This window comes from Isoptericola sp. NPDC055881 (assembly GCF_053615895.1).
On sequence record NZ_JBSHCR010000001.1, the window covers coordinates 18,057 to 36,655 of the forward strand.

The 18,599-nt window shown below is 73.6% G+C and carries 17 protein-coding genes; 6 read left to right on the top strand and 11 right to left on the bottom strand.

Going from position 1 to position 18,599, the window contains the following annotated elements:
* The first annotated feature begins 18 nt into the window (after window positions 1-18).
* A complete protein-coding gene (locus tag ACWGKI_RS00085) occupies window positions 19-402 on the top strand; it encodes a hypothetical protein (RefSeq protein WP_380240505.1) in 384 nt (127 codons plus the stop codon).
* Here the strand turns inward: ACWGKI_RS00085 and ACWGKI_RS00090 are convergent.
* Window positions 378-1,193, bottom strand: a complete 816-nt coding sequence (locus tag ACWGKI_RS00090; protein WP_452183672.1) for a response regulator transcription factor — start codon at window positions 1,191-1,193, stop codon at window positions 378-380. The two genes, ACWGKI_RS00085 and ACWGKI_RS00090, sit on opposite strands and share 25 nt — an antisense overlap.
* 200 nt (window positions 1,194-1,393) lie before the next feature.
* Between ACWGKI_RS00090 and ACWGKI_RS00095 the strand changes: the two genes are divergently transcribed.
* A complete protein-coding gene (locus tag ACWGKI_RS00095; protein ID WP_380240509.1) occupies window positions 1,394-1,690 on the top strand; it encodes a UBP-type zinc finger domain-containing protein in 297 nt (98 codons plus the stop codon).
* A gap of 11 nt (window positions 1,691-1,701) precedes the next feature.
* On the opposite strand, the gene ACWGKI_RS00100 is transcribed toward ACWGKI_RS00095, so the two are convergent.
* The gene (locus ACWGKI_RS00100; RefSeq protein WP_452183674.1) at window positions 1,702-3,291 is read right to left on the bottom strand and encodes a CotH kinase family protein; all 1,590 of its coding nucleotides are present in this window, start codon (window positions 3,289-3,291) and stop codon (window positions 1,702-1,704) included.
* Between the two features lie 13 nt (window positions 3,292-3,304).
* Window positions 3,305-5,950, bottom strand: coding sequence for a family 78 glycoside hydrolase catalytic domain (locus ACWGKI_RS00105; RefSeq protein WP_452183676.1), 2,646 nt, complete (start codon window positions 5,948-5,950; stop codon window positions 3,305-3,307).
* Between the two features lie 131 nt (window positions 5,951-6,081).
* On the opposite strand from ACWGKI_RS00105, the gene ACWGKI_RS00110 reads away from it, so the two are divergent.
* Window positions 6,082-7,197, top strand: coding sequence for a GntR family transcriptional regulator (locus tag ACWGKI_RS00110; RefSeq protein WP_380240515.1), 1,116 nt, complete (start codon window positions 6,082-6,084; stop codon window positions 7,195-7,197).
* A gap of 13 nt (window positions 7,198-7,210) precedes the next feature.
* Here ACWGKI_RS00110 and ACWGKI_RS00115 read toward each other — a convergent pair whose 3' ends face one another.
* The 7 genes from ACWGKI_RS00115 to rpmG all read right to left on the bottom strand — a co-directional run bounded on the left by ACWGKI_RS00115 (window position 7,211) and on the right by rpmG (window position 13,488).
* Window positions 7,211-8,362 carry a glycoside hydrolase family 76 protein gene (locus ACWGKI_RS00115; protein ID WP_452183678.1) on the bottom strand — a complete coding sequence of 384 codons (1,152 nt, stop codon included), beginning with the start codon at window positions 8,360-8,362 and terminating at the stop codon, window positions 7,211-7,213.
* Window positions 8,359-9,624: an ABC transporter substrate-binding protein gene (locus tag ACWGKI_RS00120; protein WP_452183680.1), complete on the bottom strand. Its 1,266-nt coding sequence runs from the start codon at window positions 9,622-9,624 to the stop codon at window positions 8,359-8,361. The genes ACWGKI_RS00115 and ACWGKI_RS00120 overlap by 4 nt, the downstream gene beginning before the upstream one ends.
* Window positions 9,608-10,573, bottom strand: coding sequence for a carbohydrate ABC transporter permease (locus ACWGKI_RS00125; protein ID WP_452183682.1), 966 nt, complete (start codon window positions 10,571-10,573; stop codon window positions 9,608-9,610). The genes ACWGKI_RS00120 and ACWGKI_RS00125 overlap by 17 nt, the downstream gene beginning before the upstream one ends.
* On the bottom strand, window positions 10,570-11,523 hold the full coding sequence (locus ACWGKI_RS00130; RefSeq protein ID WP_452183684.1) for a carbohydrate ABC transporter permease: 954 nt from the start codon (window positions 11,521-11,523) through the stop codon (window positions 10,570-10,572). Before ACWGKI_RS00130 ends, ACWGKI_RS00125 begins: the two co-directional genes overlap by 4 nt.
* Before the next feature lie 39 nt (window positions 11,524-11,562).
* Window positions 11,563-12,903, bottom strand: a complete 1,341-nt coding sequence (locus ACWGKI_RS00135; RefSeq protein ID WP_452183686.1) for a glycoside hydrolase family 125 protein — start codon at window positions 12,901-12,903, stop codon at window positions 11,563-11,565.
* A 139-nt stretch (window positions 12,904-13,042) separates the two neighbouring features.
* Complete coding sequence (locus ACWGKI_RS00140; RefSeq protein ID WP_452183688.1) at window positions 13,043-13,321, bottom strand: type B 50S ribosomal protein L31; 279 nt, start codon at window positions 13,319-13,321, stop codon at window positions 13,043-13,045.
* Entirely contained in the window at window positions 13,321-13,488 is a 168-nt protein-coding gene (gene rpmG / locus ACWGKI_RS00145) for a 50S ribosomal protein L33 (RefSeq protein ID WP_380245496.1), read from the bottom strand. Before rpmG ends, ACWGKI_RS00140 begins: the two co-directional genes overlap by 1 nt.
* Before the next feature lie 204 nt (window positions 13,489-13,692).
* Between rpmG and nhaA the strand changes: the two genes are divergently transcribed.
* The 3 genes from nhaA to ACWGKI_RS00160 all read left to right on the top strand — a co-directional run bounded on the left by nhaA (window position 13,693) and on the right by ACWGKI_RS00160 (window position 16,970).
* Entirely contained in the window at window positions 13,693-15,516 is a 1,824-nt protein-coding gene (gene nhaA, locus ACWGKI_RS00150; protein ID WP_452183691.1) for a Na+/H+ antiporter NhaA, read from the top strand.
* A 60-nt stretch (window positions 15,517-15,576) separates the two neighbouring features.
* A complete protein-coding gene (locus ACWGKI_RS00155) occupies window positions 15,577-16,437 on the top strand; it encodes a hypothetical protein (protein WP_452183693.1) in 861 nt (286 codons plus the stop codon).
* A 92-nt stretch (window positions 16,438-16,529) separates the two neighbouring features.
* Entirely contained in the window at window positions 16,530-16,970 is a 441-nt protein-coding gene (locus ACWGKI_RS00160) for an arsenate reductase ArsC (RefSeq protein WP_452183695.1), read from the top strand.
* Between the two features lie 125 nt (window positions 16,971-17,095).
* Here ACWGKI_RS00160 and ACWGKI_RS00165 read toward each other — a convergent pair whose 3' ends face one another.
* Window positions 17,096-18,523 (bottom strand): FAD-dependent oxidoreductase, encoded by a 1,428-nt coding sequence (locus ACWGKI_RS00165; protein WP_452183697.1) that lies wholly within the window; start codon window positions 18,521-18,523, stop codon window positions 17,096-17,098.
* Window positions 18,524-18,599: the final 76 nt, after the last annotated feature.

Genomic DNA, 18,599 nt, shown 5'->3' on the forward strand with positions numbered 1-18,599 from the left:
ACCAGCCCCGGAGCGCCCATGACCACCCCGCCGGACGAGCTGTGGTGTCCTGAGGACGCCTGGGAGCAGCTCGCCGCCGACCTGCACGGGGACCGCGCGGCCCTCGTGGGGTTCGCGACGTCGTGGATCCGGCTCCTCCCGGGCCGGACGGCCGCCCTGGGCGACGCCCTGCGCGACCGCAACCTCGACGCCGCGCACGACCTGCTGCTCACGTTGCGCAGCACGGCGACGATGCTCGGCGTGGCCGACCTCGCGACGGCCGCCACCCAGGCCCTGGAGGCGCTGGGCTCCGGGGGTGTGGACGCGGGCTGGGACCACCTCGAGGCGGTCGCCGCGGCGGCGGACGCGGGCGCCGTCGTGATCGCCGGGCTGATCGCTCAGGAAGGCTGGTCGAACCGGTAGCCGACGCCGCGCACCGTCCGGATCCAGCGGGGGGCCGCCGGGTCGTCCCCGAGCTTGCGGCGCAGGTTGGCCATGTGCACCTCGACGCTGCGCCGGTCCGGGTCGGCCACCCGGGTGCCGGTGTCGTACTCGTCGCCCCACAGGACGCGCACCAGCGCGTCCTTAGACAGCACGCGGCCCGGCGCGCCACCCAGGGCGGCGAGCAGGTCGAACTCGCTGCGCGTGAGGTGCACCTCCGTGCCCTCCACGACCACGGTGCGGCCCGCCACGTCGACCACGAGACCGTCGACGACGATCTCGTGCGCGACGGCGGCCGGCCCCGACGGCGCTCCCGTGGTGGCCGACGGCGCCTGGCCGGCGGGCTCGGACGGCACCGGCACGGTGCGCCGCGGACGGCGGAGCATCGCCTCGATGCGCGCTCGCAGCTCGCGAGGCCGGAACGGCTTGGTCTGGTAGTCGTCGGCGCCGGCGTCGAGGCCCATCAGAGCGTCGATCTCGTCCGCGCGCGCCGTGAGCATCACGACGTACGTGTCCGACACCGCCCGGATGCGCCGGCACACCTCGAACCCGTCGATGTCGGGCAGGCCCACGTCGAGCGTCGTCACGAGCGGGTCGGTGCGCCGCACCAGCTCGACGCCCTCCAGCCCGGAGGCGGCGGTCGACGTCGCAAAGCCGGCCTGGGTCAGCACCGCGTCCAGAAGGTCCCGGACGTCCGGGTCGTCCTCCACGATCACCGCGGTGCGCTCGGGGCTCGCCTTCGCCTCGCTCGGGGACGGGGAACCTGCGGGCATGGCGACACGGTAGCGGCGCCCCGCCCTCGACGCACCGCGCCACCCCGGAGCCCTTGCCCGCGGCGCCCGTACGACGCACCCTGGTCGGTGCCCCGCGCGTCGCATCCTGCGTGCTGACTTGATCCTCAAACGGGCGGTTTGAGGATCAAGTCAGCACCGACGATGCCCGGCGTGCGCCCGCCGACGACGAGGACCGCGACATGACCAGCACCACCACCAGCACCTGCGAGCACCTGGACCAGATCGTCCCCGTCCCTCCCGAGACGACCGGCGAGTGCCCCGAGTGCGTGGCCGACGGCGGCACGTGGGTGCACCTGCGCGCGTGCGTGCAGTGCGGGCACGTCGGGTGCTGCGACTCGTCGCCCGCCAAGCACGCGACGGCCCACTTCCACACCACCGCGCACCCGGTGATGCGGTCGGTCGAGCCGGGCGAGTACTGGGGCTGGTGCTTCGTGGACGAGCTGCTGATCCCCGGGCGGGCGATGCCCGCGCTGTAGCCGGCCGCTCGTCAGGACGCCGCGGCCGCCTCGTCGTCCTCCTCGTCGTCCCGGCCCGCGCCGCGCTGGCTGCCCTGGCTGCCCTGGCTGCTCTGCACGGCGTCGGCGGTGAGCAGGTCGGAGACCGCCTGCGACTCCGTCTGCAGCGTGTCCGCGTCGACGAGGTCGGAGGCGTCGTCGGACAGCGTCGCGGTCAGCGAGTCGAGGTAGTCCTGCGCGTCGCCGCTGTCGTAGATCGACGCCGTGAGGTCCTCCACGGCGGACTCGTAGGCCGCCTTGAGGTCGTCGTTCGCCAGGAACCGCGTGACCAGCGGGTTCTCCGTGCCACCGAACCCGCCGCCGAACCCGCCGCCCCCGCCGCCAGCGGGGCCGCCCTGCCCGCCGTCCGGCAGGTCTGCGCCGTCCGGAAGGTCCGCGCCGTCCGGCGGCTGCATCCCGTCCGGGGCGCCCGAGGGGCGCGCACCGTCCTGACCGGCCTGACCACCCTGCCCGCCGGGACGACCGCCCGCCCCGCCCATGCCGCCGCCGAGGCCGCCGTAGGAGAGGTTCTGGTCCCACGCGACGACCTCCATGAGGCCGGTGTCCGGGTCGTAGTGCAGGTAGGAGTTGTTGCCGGGGCCGTCGATGTCGTCGGAGTTCGCCACCAGGTCCTGCACGGCGAGGTACCGGGCGAAGGAGTCGACGTCGAGGTGGTCGCCCAGCTTCGCGGCGAACTCGGCGTCGGACGAGTCGTTCACGAACTCCAGGAACTCCGCGAGCGGTGCGTACGCCGCGTCGTCGTCGGTCGAGCCCTCGCTGTCGTACTTCGCCTCGAACGCCTCGGCGTAGTCCGCGAGGGTGTCACGCACCGACCAGTCGCCGTCCGCGTCCGCCTTGTACGTGATCCCGCCGTCCGGGTACGTGTCCTCGTTCCACAGGTCGTCGTCCGGCAGGTCGATCACGAGGCGCAGCGCCTCGTCGCTGCCGTTCACGCTGAACCGCGCGTAGGTGGCCTGCTCCGACGGCACGTCGGCCAGCTCCAGCACCTTGAGCGCCACCGCCTCGTTGAGCGACGACTCCGTGGTGTTGCCGCGCACCACGAAGGAGGCGCGGCCGTCGTGCTCCTGGCCGTCGACGTACTTGTCCAGGCGGATCAGCCACGGCAGGCCCGCCGGGTCGTCCGCCGACGCCGAGCCGTCGCCCTCGCCGAAGCCGCCGGGCGCCTGCCCGCCGCCCTGCTGCCCGTCCTGCTGAGCGTCCTGCTGAGCGGTCGTGCCCGTGCCCCCGAGCCCGCGCAGGCTGGAGTTGCCCTTGAGCCGCAGCCCGACGTCGTCGTACTCCTCGCCGTCGATGGTGACGGTGGCCTTGATCCAGTCCTTGTCGCCGGTGTCGGCGTAGGTGTCGAGCATCTGCTGGTAGTCGTCCTCGTCGTAGTCGACGGAGACGGTGTGCACGGAGCTCGTGTCGAAGAAGTCGCCCACGTCGTCGGCGGAGGCGGTCGCGTCGCACGCGGCGAGGGTGCCCGCGAGCGCCACGACCCCCGCCCCGGCGGCGAACGGACGACGGAGGAGGGACCGGCCGGGGGTGCGGCCGGGCGGCATGGTCAGGTCTCGACGCATCATGCCGCCCACGTCATCATCTCGGGCTGGGAGGGCCCTCGACGGGTGGTGTGAGCTCCATCGGGTGTACGGCCGGGCGCACGGTCGGTTGCACGGCCGGGTGCACGGTCGGGCGCACCCAGTCGCCGGTGACGTGATGGGTTCCGGGTCCGACGGTGCGGACCGGTCCGTCCAGGGGCAGGTCGAGGTGCGCGGTGGTGCCGGGCGGCACGTCGAGCTCCAGCTCGAAGGTTCCGCCGGACAGCGTCCACGCGACGCGGACCGGGCCGTAGGGGCTGTCCAGCCGGGCCGACGCGCTGGTGAGGTGCCCGGTCACCAGGGGGCGCACCAGGATCTCGCGGTAGCCGGGTGCGGCGGGCGCGATCCCGGCGACGCTGCGGTGCAGCCAGTCCGCGACGGCGCCGTAGGCGTAGTGGTTGAACGAGGTCATCTCGCTGGGGTTGATCGACCCGTCGGGCAGCAGCGAGTCCCAGCGTTCCCAGATCGTGGTGGCGCCCATGCTCACGGGGTAGAGCCAGGAGGGCACGGTGCGGGTCAGGAGCATCTCGTGCGCGAGATCGGGGTGGCCGGCCGCGCACAGCGCGTCGAGGACGACGGGCGTGCCGAGGAACCCGGTGCTGACATGGTGGCCCGCGTCGCGGACCAGCCGGGCCAGGCGTTCGCCTGCGCCGCGGCGCTGCGCGTCGGTGCCGAGCAGGTCCCAGACGAGCGCGAGGGCGTACACGGTCTGGCAGTCGCTGCGGACGGTGCCGTCCGCGTCCACGTACGCGTCGCGGAACGCGTGCGCGACGTCGTCGGCCAGCTGCGCGTAGCGCCGGGCGTCGGCGTCGTGGCCCAGCACCTGGGCGGTGCGGGCCAGGAGGTGGGCGCTGCGCGCCAGGTACGCGGTGGCGACGACGGCGGGGTCGGCCTTCGCTGCGGCGGAGTCGTGCGGCGGGGCGTCGGGGTCGAGCCAGTCGCCGAACTGGAAGCCGGTGTCCCACAGGAGGGAGTCGCCGGCCAGCGCCCGCGACTTCTCGACCCAGGCGCGCATGGAGCCGTACTGCCGTTCCAGCACGCCGACGTCGCCGTAGCGCTGGTACAGCGTCCACGGCACGTGCACGGCGGCGTCCGCCCAGCCGGCGGCGGGGGTCTGTCGGCCGTCTTCCGGGCCGGGGCCGCGGAGCTCGCGCACGACGTCGGGCACGACGAAGGGTACGCCGCCGTCGGCCTGCTGCTCCGCGGCGAGGTCCTGCAGCCAGGAGCCGAGGAAGCCGCCCACGTCGAACAGGAAGGCTGCGGTGGGGGCGAACACCTGGATGTCGCCGGTCCATCCGAGCCGTTCGTCCCGCTGCGGGCAGTCGGTGGGGACGTCGACGAAGTTGCCGCGCATGCCCCACACGACGTTCTCGTGCAGCCGGTTCACGTCCGGTGCGGAGCACTCGAACCATCCGGTGCGGCGCAGGTCGGAGCTGACGACCACGGCGTGCGCGTCGTCGGGGACGACGTCGGCGCCCGTGACCTCTGCGTACCGGAACCCGTGGAAGGTGTAGCGGGGTTCGAGCACCTGCTCGCCCCCGGCGAGGACGTAGGTGTCCGTCGCCCGGGCGGCGCGCAGGGGCCGCACGCCCAGCTCGCCGTCCTCGAGCACCTCGGCGTGCCGCACGGTCACGGTGTCGCCTCGCTCCCCCGTCACGCGCAGACGCACCCACCCGACGACGTTCTGGCCGAAGTCGAGGATCTGCCGCCCGGCGGGCGAGGTGCGGACCTCGCGCGCGGGGACGGTCGCGACCTCGCGCACGGGCGGCCCGGTCGGGGCCACCAGCCGCCCGGTGTCGGCGTCGAGCACGTCGACCGGGCCGTCGGCGACGGCGTCGGGCGCGAGCGGTCGCCGCAGGTCCGTCGTCTGGCCGTCGTACAGGTCGTCGGCGAGCACGCCCGTCGTCCCGGCCCGCCAGCTCTCGTCGGTGACCACGGTCTTGCGGCGTCCGTCCGCGTAGGTGATCTCGAGCTGGGCCAGGAGCGCGAGCCGGTCCCCGTAGGAGTCGCGCTGGTGGGTCCACGTCAGCTGTCCGCGGTACCACCCGTTCCCCAGACCGACGGCGAGGCGGTGCGCGCCCGGCGCACGCAGGTGCTCGGTGACGTCGTAGGTCTGGTAGCGCAGGCGTGCGTCGTACGCGGTCCATCCCGGGTCGAGCAGGTGGTCGCCCACGCGCCGCCCGCCGATCCACGCGTCGTAGACGCCGTGCGCCGTGACGTACAGCCGCGCGGACGCCACCGGGCCCGCCAGCTCCAGGTCGCGGGCCAGCACCACGGCCCCGCCGTCCAGCCCGCCGACGTCGCGCGGGCTCACGAACCGCGCCTCGACGTCCTCCGGCGCGAGCAGGCCCGCCTCGAGCTCGAGGGCGTCGCTCCACGGCGTCCACCCGACGTCGGTCTGGGCGCGGACCTCGACGCGGACCCGCTCCCGCGAGCGCAGGTCGCGGAACGGCCAGGGCACCAGCACCTGGTCAGGGCCCGTGGCGTGCCCCACCTCGGTCGCGCCGTCGGCGGTGCGCAGCCGCACCTCGTACCCGTGCTGCACCCCGCCGCCGCCGGTCCTCGTCCACGACAGGCGGGGGGCGGCGGTGCCGATCCCCACCTGCGGTGCGCCGTACTCGGCCACGAGTCGTTCGATGCGCATCTGCACGCCTCCTTGCGGGCCTGGCCCGCCGTCGGGATCGGGCCTCCGGGCCGCGCGAGGCCCCACAATGGACCCAGGATCAGAGATCATATTCATTCGACTGTTCATGCGGTCCGAGGACGGGAGCTGGCTTGACGGACGCGCTGTACGCCCAGGTGCACGAGGCGCTGCGGGCACGCATCGTCGGCGGCGGGCTCGCCGTCGGCGACCGGCTGCCGACGCAGGCGGAGCTCGTCGAGGAGTTCTCGGTCAGCGCCATCACCATCAAGCGTGCGCTCGACATGCTGCGCGACGAGGGCTTCGTGACGCGACGCCCCCGCATCGGGACGATCGTCGTCTCCACGACCCCTGCGGGCCCGCCCCAGGACGAGGCCGGCCGCCTGCCGCTGGTGGGCTACGTCGTGCCGGGGTTCGACGACGCGTTCGGGTCGCACCTGCTCGGCGGGCTGCTGGAGGCCTCCCGGGAGCGCGCGCACGTCGTGGTGGCGATGTCCCGCGGCGACTCCGACCTCGAGGAGCGCCTCATCGAGGAGCAGCTGGACCGCGGCATCGACGGGCTGGTGCTGCTGCCCACGTCCTCGCAGGCCATCCCCCAGAGCGTCGCCGCGCTCGTCGGGCGCGGGTTCCCCCTCGTCATCGTCGACCGGACCCTGACGGGCGTGCCCGTCAGCACCGTGACCTCCGACAACGTCACCGGCGGCCGGCTGGCGGCGGAGTACCTGTTCGGTCTCGGCCACACGCGGATCGCGCTCGTCCAGTCCCCCAACGCCGTGTCGACCCTCGACGAGCGGAAGCGCGGGGTGGTGGCGGCTCACGCCGCCCACCAGGTGCGCCTCGAGGAGACGCAGGTGTACTCCGGGGTCCGCTCCGTGGTGCCGGGCTCCTCGGTCACGCCCGAGGAGGACGTCGAGGGCCTGGTCGAGTTCCTCGGCACGCACCCCGACCTGACCGCGTGCGTCGTGACCGAGTACCACTCGGCGCGCCTCGTGCTCCAGGCCGCGCAGCGGCTGGGCCGGTCGGTGCCGGGCGACCTCTCCGTGATCTGCTTCGACGCGCCGCCGGAGTACGTGGACGCGGCGATCCCCCTCACCCACGTGCAGCAGGACCAGGACGCGATCGGGGCGCGCGCCTTCGAGCTGGTCGAGCGGCAGCTCGCCGAGCGGGGCGACGTCGCACAGGACACCGTGCCCGTGCGGATCATGGACGGCGGTTCCACCGCCCCCGCGCCCCGCTCGGCGAGCTCCTAGCCGGACCGGCCCGTCAGTCGCGGCGGGCACGCACCTCGAGCGCCATGACCGCGCTCAGCAGCGTCGAGTACCCCACCTGGGTCGGGGCGGCGCAGGCCCAGTCGTCACCGGCGCGCAGCACCACGCCGGCGCCCCGCAGGCTCTCGACGGCGGCGGCCGGGGCGCCGTCCGCGGGGGGCACGGCGTCGAACGGCACGACGCCGTGCGCCCACAGGGCGTCGGTGCTCGACCGGAGGAGGTCCTCCACCTCGGGGACGGCGCGCTCGTCGAGCAGCTCCGCCGCGTACCGGTACCAGACCCCCTTGAACAGGCCGACGTCGCCGCCCGCCGTGTCGGGCACGTCGTCGTCGACGAGCTCCCCCTCCCGCCGGAAGACGCCGCCCGTGGCGAGCTCGCGCACCGACGTCACGGCCGTGCGCTCGGCACGGTCCAGCCAGCCGCTGTCCCCGGTGGACCTGAACAGCTCGACGCAGGCCCCGATGTACAGGCCCTGGTTGTAGGTGAAGCGCCAGTGCGTGTCGACGTCCGTCCCGCCCTCGCGCCCCATCCCGTCCTCGACGAAGCCGTCGGGGCCGACCAGGTGCTCCTCCAGCCACGCGACCGTGGTCAGCGCGCGGTCGAGGTACGCCTCGTCCCCGGTGCGCCGCGTCAGCCGCGCGCCGAGGATCGCGAGCGGCCCGTTGGCCGGCGTGTTCTTGTAGTCGGGCTGCTGCTTGCGCCACGACAGCGACGGGCCGTGGACGTCGTTCCACCCGTGCTCCACGACGTGCTCCCACAGCGCGAGGACGTCCGCCTCGACGGCGGCCCGCTCGGCGTCGTCCGGGGTCGCCTCGGCGAGCCGCAGCAGGGCGAGGGCGTACCAGAGCATGTCGTCGAAGTAGTCGTTGAACAGGCTGCCGTCGTTGCGCTCCCGGATGTTCGCCGCCGTCGCGCGCGCCGCGTCCAGCCACGCCACCTCGCCGGTGCGGGAGAACGCGTCGAGCCGGCAGTCGACGACGTGCGCCAGCCACCAGTAGTTGAAGGTGGTGTCGTCCGGCCGCGGGTGCGCGTTGTGGAGCAGCTGCGGGGCCGCGGCGCCGTAGAGCAGGTCGACGCTGAGCTGCGCGACGTCGGCCCGCCCCGCCCAGGTCTGCAGCGGCGCGGTGTCGGGGACGGTCGTGGTCATCGGTTGGCCTCCAGGATGCGGTCGCCCTGCGCGGCAGCCTCGGCGAGGGCGGCGGGGCCGCCCAGGGTGCCGGACATGACCTCCTGCAGGGCGGGGATGAGGGCGAGCGTCTCGACGTCCGAGTACCCGGGCACCGGGGGGCGGACCTTCGCGACCTCGATGGTCTTCACCAACGGGCCGAAGCGGTCGTCCACGGTGTGCACCGCGCGCTGGGACGCCTCGACGTTCGCCGGGATGTTCTTGCTGATCTTCGCGAACGCGAGGCTGTTCGCCTGGTCCACGGCCCACCACTTCATGAGCTCCCACGCCCCCTCGGGGCAGGGGGCGTCGGTGGGGACGACGAGCCCGAAGCCGCCCATGGAGGCGCCCGAGTCGCCGTGCGGCCCGACGACCGCGGGCACGACGCCGTACTCGAGCCCGTCGACGGCGTCCCAGGTCGGCAGGTTCCAGGGGCCGTCGTACTTCATCGACACGATGCCCTGCGCGAAGGCGTCGATGCCGTCGGAGAAGCCCAGCTCGTAGACGCCGCGCCGGTGCAGCAGGTCGTCCCAGAACTCCAGGACCTCCAGCCCCTGCGGGGAGTCGAACGCCGTGTACCGCTCGGTCGGGTCGAGGAGCCGCCCGCCGGCCTGACCGAGCCACATCGAGAACAGACCCACGTCCTGGATCTCGAACCCGGCCCGCTTCAGCCGCCCGCCCTCACGGACCGTCAGGGCCTCCGCGGCGTCGGCCAGCTCGGCCCACGTCGTCGGCGGCCGGATGCCGGCGTCGTCGAGGTGCGCCTTGTTGTAGAAGATCGCGCGCGTGTCGACGATCAGGGGCAGGCCGAACGCCTTCCCCTCCACGCTCATCTCGCGCACCGCCTCGGCGTAGAAGTCGCCGAGGTCCACGCCGTCGCGCGCGGCCCACGAGTCGATCTGCTGCAGCGCGCCCCGGCGGCCGTACTTCGCGGTCTGCCACCGGTCCCACAGCACGAGGTCGGGCACGTTGCCCGACGCGATGCCGGTGAGCATCTTCTCCTCGAGCGCACCCTGGGGCACGTAGTGGAACACGAAGTCGGACTGGGCCGCGTTGAACGCGTCGAGCTGGGTCTGGATCTGCGCGGCCTGGTCACCGGACCAGCTGCCCCACATGGTGAGGCGGCGTGCCCCGTCGGCGGTGTACCGCGGCTGGTTCGGCGCCGCGCAGGAGGACAGGACGGCGGCGCCGGCGCCCAGGCCGAGCGCCCGCAGCACCGCGCGGCGGCTAACGAGCGTTGACATGGGAGACCCCCTCGATGATGTAGCGCTGCGCGAAGACGAACAGGAGCAGCACGGGCAGGCTGGTGAGGACGGTGCCCGCCATGAGCGGGCCGTAGTCGGTGGCGTAGTCCGTGACGAACGAGGCGAGGCCCACCTGGACCGTCCACATCTCCTGGACGTTGAGCACGATGAGCGGCCACATGAAGGCGTTCCACCCGGCCTGGAAGGTGAGGATCGCCAGCACGGCCGCCCCCGCCTTCGCCAGCGGAAGGTACACCTGGGTGAAGATGCGGAACTCGGACGCGCCGTCGATCCGCGCGGCCTCCCCCAGCTCGTCCGGGATCGACGAGAAGAACTGCCGCATGAAGAACACGGCGAACGCCCCCGCGGCCCCCGGCAGGATGATCGCCCAGTACGTGTTGAGGAGGCCGACGCCGCCCTGGCCAATGACGTTGTTGCCGCCGGCGAACGGGATGGCGCGCAGCACCAGGAACGACGGCACCATGGTGACGATGCCGGGCACCATCAGCGACCCCAGCAGCGTGACGAACAGCGCCCGGCGGCCCCGGAACGTCAGCTTGGCGAACGCGTACCCGGCGAGGGAGCCGAAGAACAGGTTCAGCACCACGCCGCCGACGGCGAGGACCATCGAGTTGAGGAAGTACCGGCCGAACGGCACCTCGGTGACCACGCGCTCGTAGTTCTCGAGGGTCACGGTCCGCGGGATAAGGTCCAGCGCGCCCGACAGGATGTCGCCCGCGGGCTTGAGGGACGTGACCAGGGTCCAGAACAGCGGGAAGACGGTGAGGATCGCCACGAGGACGACGGCGACCCACCAGGCGACCGCGGCGACGCGCTGTGCCGGCGTCTTGCGCGTGGTGTGGGTCGGGGCGGGCCGGGACGTCCCGGCGGCGAGGGCTCCGGCAGTGGTGCCCGCGACGGACAGGCCGGATGCGGTCTGCGCGCTCACGTGTTGTCCCTTCCCGTGATGCGGGCGTTGATCACCGCGAAGACGGCGATGATGAGGAACAGCACGAAGGAGATCGCGGACGCGTACCCCATCTCGAGGTTCCCGAAGCCCTGCGTGTAGATGTAGTAGACGAGCGTGATCGTCGAGTTGCCCGGTCCGCCCTTGGTGAGCACGTAGGCCTGGTCGAAGACCTGGAACGCGCCGATGACCAGCAGCGTCGAGACGAGGAACGTCGTGCGCGACAGGCTCGGCATGACGATGTAGCGCAGCTGCGTCCACCAGCCGGCGCCGTCGATGCGGGCCGCCTCGTACAGCTGTGGCGGGATGCCCTGCAGCCCGCCCAGGTAGATCATCATGTTGGTGCCGAACCCGGCCCAGACGCTCATGATGACGATGGCCGGCATCGCCCAGTGCGAGTCGTACAGCCAGGCGGGCCCGTCGATGCCGAACCAGCCGAGCGCGACGTTCACCATGCCGAACTGCGGGTTGAGCAGCCACAGCCAGATCGTCGCGGTCGCGACCGTCGACGACACGACCGGCACGTAGAAGAACGTGCGGAACAACGACGCGACGCGCACGTTCCGGTTGAGCAGCAGCGCGGTGGCGAGCGCGACGACGATGCCGAGCGGCACGAACAGCAGCGTGTAGTACGCCGTGTTCCGCAGCGCGATGGCGAAGTAGGGGTCGAGGAAGAGCCGCCGGTAGTTGTCGAGGCCCAGCCACTGCGAGTCACCGATGACCGAGTAGCTGGTGAAGCTCATGACGAGCGCCATGCCCGCCGGGACGAGCACGAAGACCGCGAAGAGAAGCATCGGCAGGGCGACGAACAGCCACCCCCACCGTTCCTGGATCCGCCACTGCCGTGAGGCGCGGCGGCGCTCGGGCTTGACGGGCGGTGGTGCCGCCTCGTCGCGCCCGAGCGGCGCCGTCGCCGCTGTCGTGACCGTCATGATGCTGACCGCCTCCTTTGCCGATCCGCGCGACCGCTCCTATGCGGTGCGCGTGAGCCTGTCCGTCGCCGCGCCGGGGACCCGGTGGCCGACGATGTCGAGCACGAGCTCGCAGAACATCGAGTCCGCCCAGCTGAACCACTCCCGGGTGAACTCCTCGGGACGGTCGACGTGGTACGACTCGCTCATCCGCCCGCGCGCCGCGTTGGCGGCGAGCATCGACGCGACGAGGGCGCGCTTCTCGGCCGGGTCCGTCGAGGTCAGGCCCCGGACCGCGGCGGAGATCGGCCAGACGTAGCGCGGCGGCGTGTGCGGGCTGCCGAGGCCGTCGCCCGTCGCGCCGCGCACGTAGGTGGGGTTGTCGTCGCTGAAGATGAAGCGCCGCGTCGCGACGTAGAGCGGGTCGTCGACGTCGATGCCGCCGGTCAGCGGCAGGGAGAGCAGGCTCGGCATGTTCGAGTCGTCCATGAGCAGCCGGTGGCCGAGGCCGTCGACCTCGTAGGCGAAGATCCGCCCGTGCTCGGGGTGGTCGACGACGCCGTGGCGGCGGGTCGCGTCGTCCAGCTCGGCCGCGAGCGCCTCGGCCCGGGCGGCGAGACCGGTGTCGTCGAGCGGCCCGCGGGCGAGGTCGGCGAGGTCGCGCAGGGACGCGGCGGCGAACAGGTTGCCGGGCACGTTGTAGTGGTAGACGCAGGCGTCGTCGCTGGGCCGGAACGCGCTCCAGGTCATGCCGGTGACGCCGACGGGCGACCCGTGGCCGTCGCGGACCAGCGTGTCGGTGGGCGGGCAGTCGTCGCGCTCGAACCGGTAGGTGGACCGTGCGTCGTGGTCCTGCTCGGTCCGGAGGGTGGTGATGACGAGCTCGGCGGCCTGGCGGAAGGTGTCGTCGAGGTGGTCCGTGCGGCCTGTGGCGAGCCACAGCTGGTGCGCGAGCTGGAGGGGAAAGGCGAGCGAGTCGACCTCGTACTTGCGCTCCCAGACCCAGGGCGTCATCGCCGTGCGGTCGGCCTGGTGGCCGGCGCCGTCGGGCGTGCGGTTGAAGGCGTTGGCGTACGGGTCGTGCAGGATCTGGCCGCTCTGCCTCCGCACGAGGGCGGCGACGACGTCGCCGAGCCCGGGGTCGAGGTCCAGCAGCGCCAGGTACGGGCGGACCTGTGCGGCGCAGTCGCGCAGCCACATCGCGGGGATGTCGCCGGTGAGCACGAACGCCGTGCCGTCGGGCTCGAGGACGACGGCGTCGCGCAGGGTGCGGCGCATCGCCTCGGCGAAGACGGCGGCTGTCGGGGCGTCGAACGCGTCGGCGACGCGGTCGGTCACCTCCTGCAGCACGCGGTCGTCGAGCATCGTGGGGCCACCCTGGTACATGAAAAGCCGCTCCATCGTTTAGGTATATCTAATAGGTGGAACATATCAGAGACACCGTCATGGTGACCAGCGACACACGAAGGGCCCGTGGCGCGCCTGCGCCACGGGCCCTTGCCGTGTCCTGTCCTGCCCGCTCGGGGGCCGGGCGCAGCGCCTACCGCGCGCCCGTGCCGTAGCGCCGACGGAACTTCTCGACGCGACCGGCGGTGTCGACCACGCGCGCGGCACCCGTCCAGAACGGGTGGCTGGCGCTCGAGATCTCGACGTCGACCACAGGGTAGGTGCGGCCGTCCTCCCACTCGATCGTGCGGGCGGGGCGGCCCGGGCCGGACGCGGCGTCCCCGGCCAGCGTGGAGCGCGTCAGGAACGCGGTGCCCGCGCTGGTGTCACGGAAGACGACCGGGCCGTAGGTGGGGTGGATGGCGTTCTTCATCAGCGGGCCTCCCTGAAGTCGACGTGGCGGCGGACCGTGGGGTCGTACTTGCGCAGGACGACGCGGTCCGGGTCGTTGCGCCGGTTCTTGCGGGTGACGTACGTGAAGCCCGTCCCCGCCGTGGAGCGGAGGGTGATGATCGGGCGGAGCTCGGTGCGGGATGCCATCCGGGACCTCCTGGTGCCTGTCGCGTTGAGAACGATTCTCAGCTGCCGTGGTCCACAACCGGCGGTGGGCGCCGATCATTCCCGGGATTCCCGTGAACATTCCCGGGAACACCGGCGGCCCGGGTCGGTGTTCCCCCACGGCCGGCGGGGAGGGAGCGTCGTACGCTCCTCGCGGACCGGCACCCCTCACGGACGGAGACACGCATGGCGGCACGCGCGCTGGCCGAACGCCTGCGCACCGAGTCGGGCGCGGCGCTGCTGCTGGCGGCCGTGACCCTGCTGGCCCTGGTGTGGGCCAACTCGCCGCTGTCCGGCGCGTACGAGCAGCTGTGGGCCCTGCCGGTCAACGTCGACATCGGCGACCTGCGCTTCGACCTCGACCTGCACCACTGGGTCAACGACGGCCTCATGGTGCTGTTCTTCTTCGTGGTCGGGCTCGAGGTGCGCCAGGAGCTCGCGATCGGCTCGCTGCGCCAGCGCAGCCAGCGCCTCGTGCCGCTCGTGGCGGGCACGCTCGGCGTGGTCGTGCCCGCGCTGGTCTTCCTCGCCGTCGCCGGGCGGTCCGACCCGCACGGCTGGGGCGTCGTCGTCGGGACGGACACGGCGTTCCTGCTCGGGGCGCTCGCCCTCGTCGGGCCGGCGATGTCGAGCCAGCTGCGCGTCTTCCTGCTCACCCTGTCGGTGGTGGACGACTTCCTCGCCGTCGGCATCATCGGCGTCGTCTACTCCGAGGACGTGCACCTCGCGCCGCTGCTGGTCGCGGTCCTCGCGCTCGGCGCGCTGTGGCTGCTGGGCCGGATGCGCGAGTGGCGCAGCTCGCCCTACGTGCTCGTCGTCGTCGTGCTGTGGGGCGCGACCGTCCAGGCCGGCGTCCACCCGTCCCTCGCCGGCATGCTCGCCGGGCTGCTGGTGCCCGCCGTCGCGACGCGGCGTGACGACGTCCTCCAGGCCAAGAGCCTGTTCCGCGACTACTGGCAGTCGCCCAGCGCGGCCGTCGCGCGCAACGCCCGCGCCGGGCTGGCCCGCTCCATCTCGGTCAACCACCGCCTGCACGACGTGCTGCGCGGCCCCGTGTCCCTCGTCGTCGTGCCCCTGTTCGCCCTCGCCAACGCGGGGATCGATCTGCGCGGCGGCGCGCTGGGGGCGGCCCTCGGCTCGGTGATCACGTGGGGCGTGGTGGCTGGCCTCGTCGTGGGCAAGCTCGTGGGCATCAGCCTCGGCACGTGGGGCGCGCTGCGCGCCCGCCTCGGCACCCTGCCCGACGGCGTCGGTCCGGGCAGCGTGCTGGGCGGCGCCGCGCTCTCGGGCATCGGCTTCACGGTGTCGCTGCTCGTGGTCGACCTCGCGTTCGACGGCACGCCCGCCGGCCAGGCGGCCACGGTCGGCATCCTCATCGCGATGGTGCTGTCCGCGTTGCTCGGCTGGGCGATCTTCACCGTGGCCCGCGTGCGGTACGGCGAGGCGAGCGCGGACCTCCCCGTGCTGCTCACCCCCGCCGTCGACGCCACGCGCGACCACGCGAAGGGCGACGTCGACGCCGCGCACACCGTGGTCGAGTACCTCGACTTCGAGTGCCCGTTCTGCGCCCGCGCCACCGGCATGGGCGCCGAGCTGCGCGCGCACTTCGGCGACCGGGTCCGATACGTCGTGCGGCACCTGCCGCTGGTGGACGTGCACCCGCACGCCTACCTCGCCGCCGTCGCCGCGGAGGCCGCCGAGCGGCAGGGCCGGTTCTGGGAGATGCACGACCGCCTGTTCGCGCACCAGTCCCGGCTGGAGCCCGACGACCTGCGCGAGCACGCCGCGGAGCTCGGCCTCGACCTCGAGCAGTTCGACGCGGACATGGCCGACGAGTCCCTGCACGCCCGCGTCCGTGCTGACGAGGCGAGCGCCCTGGCCTCCGGCGCGCGCGGCACGCCCACGTTCTTCCTCGACGGCGTCCGCCACCGCGGCCCGCACGACGCCCGCACGCTCATCGCCGCGCTCGAGGCACGGGAGGGCGACCCGGCGCTGCGCCGCCGGTCGTGACCGCCCTGGCACCGCGCGCGAGGATGCACGACCCCGCCCGACGGTGATTGCCTGGGGAACATGAGCGACTCCCCTGGACCCGGAACGCCCGCCCGCAACCCCTGGACCTGGCGGCTGGTCGTGCTCGGCGCGGTCGTGGTCGTCGCCCTGGTCGTCTGGCTGGTCGCCGGGGGTGACGGCGGTGGCGAGCCCGGCGCGTCGTCGACCGCGACGTCCGCCGCGACGTCGGCCGCGACGTCGACCCAAGGCGCGACCGGTCCCGGCTCGCCCACCGCCTCCCCCGCCGTCCCCGGCAGGCCGGCGGGGGCCGGCTGCCCCGCCACCGACGGCAGCACGCCCGCCGGGGCGGACACGCACGAGTCGGTGGACGTGGACGGCGACGGGGAGGCCGACACCGCCTGGCTCACCGGCGGCGCCGACCGCCGGTTCGGCATCACCACGGCGTCGGGGGCCACGTTCTCCGTGGCGCTCGGGTCGGCGAGCCCGCAGCGCGCGTCCGCCGTCGTGAACGTCGTCGCGGCGGGCGACGGCACCGCGCCCGTCGCGCTGGTCGACACCGGGCGCGGCACCCAGCTGTTCTCCGCCGCCGAGTGCGACCTCGCCGCGACGCAGAACCTCGCGGGGGACGACTACACGTTCGACAAGGGGTTCACGGGCTACGGCACGGGCGTCGGCTGCACCGACGTCGACGGGGTGCTGCACCTCGCCGGGCTCGAGGCCGCCACCGACGACGGCGACTCCTTCACCGTGACGCGCACCTTCGTCGACCTGGACGACGGCGCCGCGACCGCCGCGAACGGCGAGGTGACGACCGTGGCGCGCGACGCCAGGCCCGACGACCCGGTGGTCGTCACCGCGCAGGAGACGAGCTGCGGCGACCTGGTCGCCGGCAAGGACGGGCCGGTCGAACCGCAGTCCTGACCACAGTCCTGACCACAGTCCTGACCAAAGTCCTGACCGCGCGGACCCGTCGGGGCCTTGCGCCGTGTATCGACATCGATCAATATGAGGCCATGCCCGTCACCCCCACCGGCGCCCGGCCGTCCGCCCTGTTCGTCTGCGTCCACAACGCCGGCCGCTCCCAGATGGCCGCCGGCTTCCTGCGCGCCCTGTCCGGCGGCGCCGCCGAGGTCCGCTCGGCCGGCTCGATGCCCGCCGACCGCATCAACCCCGCCGCGGTGGAGGCGATGGCCGAGGTCGGCATCGACCTCACCACCGAGCAGCCGAAGGTCCTCACCACGGACGCCGTCCAGGCCTCCGACGTCGTCATCACCATGGGCTGCGGGGACGCCTGCCCGATCTTCCCCGGCAAGCGGTACGAGGACTGGGAGCTCGACGACCCCGCCGGCCAGGGCCTCGACGCCGTCCGGCCGATCCGCGACGAGATCGAGCGGCGGGTGCGCGACCTGCTCGCCTCCCTCGACATCGAGCCGGTCACGCTGCCCGGCGCCTGATCGCAGCACCCGCCCCCCGCACGAACCACGATGCCGGCCACGCCTCGAAGGCGTGGCCGGCATCGCCGTGCCCGGTCGTGCTCGGTCGGGCTCGGTCGGGCTCGGTCGCGCTCGGTCCTGGGAGGTCAGGCGTCCTCGCCGTCACCCGCACGCCCGTGCGCGACCCCGGAGGCGAACCCGACCCCGGCCGGGGCGCCCACGCCCAGCGTGACCAGCTGCGGCTCAGCCGGAGCCGTGCCGCAGCACGACCCGCCAGCCGCACCGTCGGCCTCCAGGGCAAGGTCGCTGGAGCACACCCCGGTAGCGGGAAGGTTCAGCTCGACCGCGTCCGCGGCCGCGCGGTCGCCCGCCAGGGCCGCCGCGACGGAGCGCACCTGCTCGTACCCGGTGGCCAGGAGGAACGTCGGGGCGCGGCCGTAGGACTTCATCCCCACGACGTAGAAGCCGTCGTCCGGGTGCGCGAGCACCTGCTCGCCGTGGGGCGGCACGGTGCCGCACGAGTGCTGGTTCGGGTCGATCAGCGGCGCCAGAGCACTCGGAGCCTCCACGATCGGGTCGAGGTCGAGGCGCACCTCCCGCAGCATGTCCAGGTCGGGGCGGAACCCGGTCGCGTTGACGATCGCGTGCACGTCCAGGGTCAGCGGCTCGTCCTTCGCCGTCCCGAGCACCCGCACGGTGCCCGCGCCCGGGTCACCCTCCGGCACGAGCTGCTCGATCGACACGCGGGTCAGCAGCCGGAGCCGGCCGGCGTCGACGGCCTCGCGCAGGCGGCTGCCCAAGAGCCCGCGGGCAGGCAGCTCGTCGTCCGTGCCGCCGCCGAAGAGGCGGCGGGCGGAACCGCCCCGGATCGCCCACGTGACGATGGTGCCCGGCGCCGACTCCGACAGCTCCACCAGGCTCAACAGCGTGTTCGCCGCGGAGTGGCCCATGCCGACCACCAGCGTGTGCCTCCCGGCGAACCGGTCGCGCGACGCCCCCAGCACGTCCGGCAGGGGGCCGGTGACGAAGGGCGCGGCCTCGGCCTCGCCGGCGGCGGGCAGCCCGCTGACGCCCAGCGGGTTCGACGTCGAGAACGTCCCCGAGGCGTCGACCACGGCACGGGCGAGGACGTCCGTGACGCGCCCGTGGGCGTCGACGGTGCGCACCCGGTACGGCCGGCGCTCGCGGCCGAGGGACCGGGTCTTGTCCGCGCCGTCGCGGGCGACCGCCAGGACCCGGGTGCCGGTCCGCAGGCGCGAGGCGATCGGCGAGGTGGCCGCGAGCGGGGCGAGGTACCCGTCCACGAGCTCGCGGCCCGTCGGCAGGGTGTCGGGGTCGGGCTCCGTCCACCCGGTCGGCGCGAGCAGGCGGCGCGCCGCGGCGTCGACGTCGTACCGCCACGGCGAGAACAGGCGCACGTGCCCCCACGACGCGACCGCCGCGCCGGGGGCCTCCCCCGCCTCCAGCACCAAAGGCTCCAGGCCGCGCTCCAGGAGGTGCGCCGCTGCCGCCAGCCCCACCGGGCCGGCGCCGATCACGACCACCGGCAGCTCGCTCCGAGCAACCTCGCTCATCACCACTCCTCACCTCGGGACCGCCGGTCCCGCCGGGACGTCACATCCGGACGTCGCATCGAGAAACATCGATATG

Excerpts from the sequence above, each read along its gene's own strand:
- ACWGKI_RS00085 (WP_380240505.1), top strand. The coding sequence starts at position 19 with ATGACCACCCCGCCGGACGAGCTGTGGTGTCCTGAGGACGCCTGGGAG.
- ACWGKI_RS00090 (WP_452183672.1), bottom strand. The coding sequence starts at position 1,193 with ATGCCCGCAGGTTCCCCGTCCCCGAGCGAGGCGAAGGCGAGCCCCGAG.
- ACWGKI_RS00095 (WP_380240509.1), top strand. The coding sequence starts at position 1,394 with ATGACCAGCACCACCACCAGCACCTGCGAGCACCTGGACCAGATCGTC.
- ACWGKI_RS00100 (WP_452183674.1), bottom strand. The coding sequence starts at position 3,291 with ATGATGCGTCGAGACCTGACCATGCCGCCCGGCCGCACCCCCGGCCGG.
- ACWGKI_RS00105 (WP_452183676.1), bottom strand. The coding sequence starts at position 5,950 with ATGCGCATCGAACGACTCGTGGCCGAGTACGGCGCACCGCAGGTGGGG.
- ACWGKI_RS00115 (WP_452183678.1), bottom strand. The coding sequence starts at position 8,362 with ATGACCACGACCGTCCCCGACACCGCGCCGCTGCAGACCTGGGCGGGG.
- ACWGKI_RS00120 (WP_452183680.1), bottom strand. The coding sequence starts at position 9,624 with ATGTCAACGCTCGTTAGCCGCCGCGCGGTGCTGCGGGCGCTCGGCCTG.
- ACWGKI_RS00130 (WP_452183684.1), bottom strand. The coding sequence starts at position 11,523 with ATGACGGTCACGACAGCGGCGACGGCGCCGCTCGGGCGCGACGAGGCG.
- ACWGKI_RS00135 (WP_452183686.1), bottom strand. The coding sequence starts at position 12,903 with ATGGAGCGGCTTTTCATGTACCAGGGTGGCCCCACGATGCTCGACGAC.
- ACWGKI_RS00140 (WP_452183688.1), bottom strand. The coding sequence starts at position 13,321 with ATGAAGAACGCCATCCACCCCACCTACGGCCCGGTCGTCTTCCGTGAC.
- rpmG (WP_380245496.1), bottom strand. The coding sequence starts at position 13,488 with ATGGCATCCCGCACCGAGCTCCGCCCGATCATCACCCTCCGCTCCACG.
- nhaA (WP_452183691.1), top strand. The coding sequence starts at position 13,693 with ATGGCGGCACGCGCGCTGGCCGAACGCCTGCGCACCGAGTCGGGCGCG.
- ACWGKI_RS00155 (WP_452183693.1), top strand. The coding sequence starts at position 15,577 with ATGAGCGACTCCCCTGGACCCGGAACGCCCGCCCGCAACCCCTGGACC.
- ACWGKI_RS00160 (WP_452183695.1), top strand. The coding sequence starts at position 16,530 with ATGCCCGTCACCCCCACCGGCGCCCGGCCGTCCGCCCTGTTCGTCTGC.
- ACWGKI_RS00165 (WP_452183697.1), bottom strand. The coding sequence starts at position 18,523 with ATGAGCGAGGTTGCTCGGAGCGAGCTGCCGGTGGTCGTGATCGGCGCC.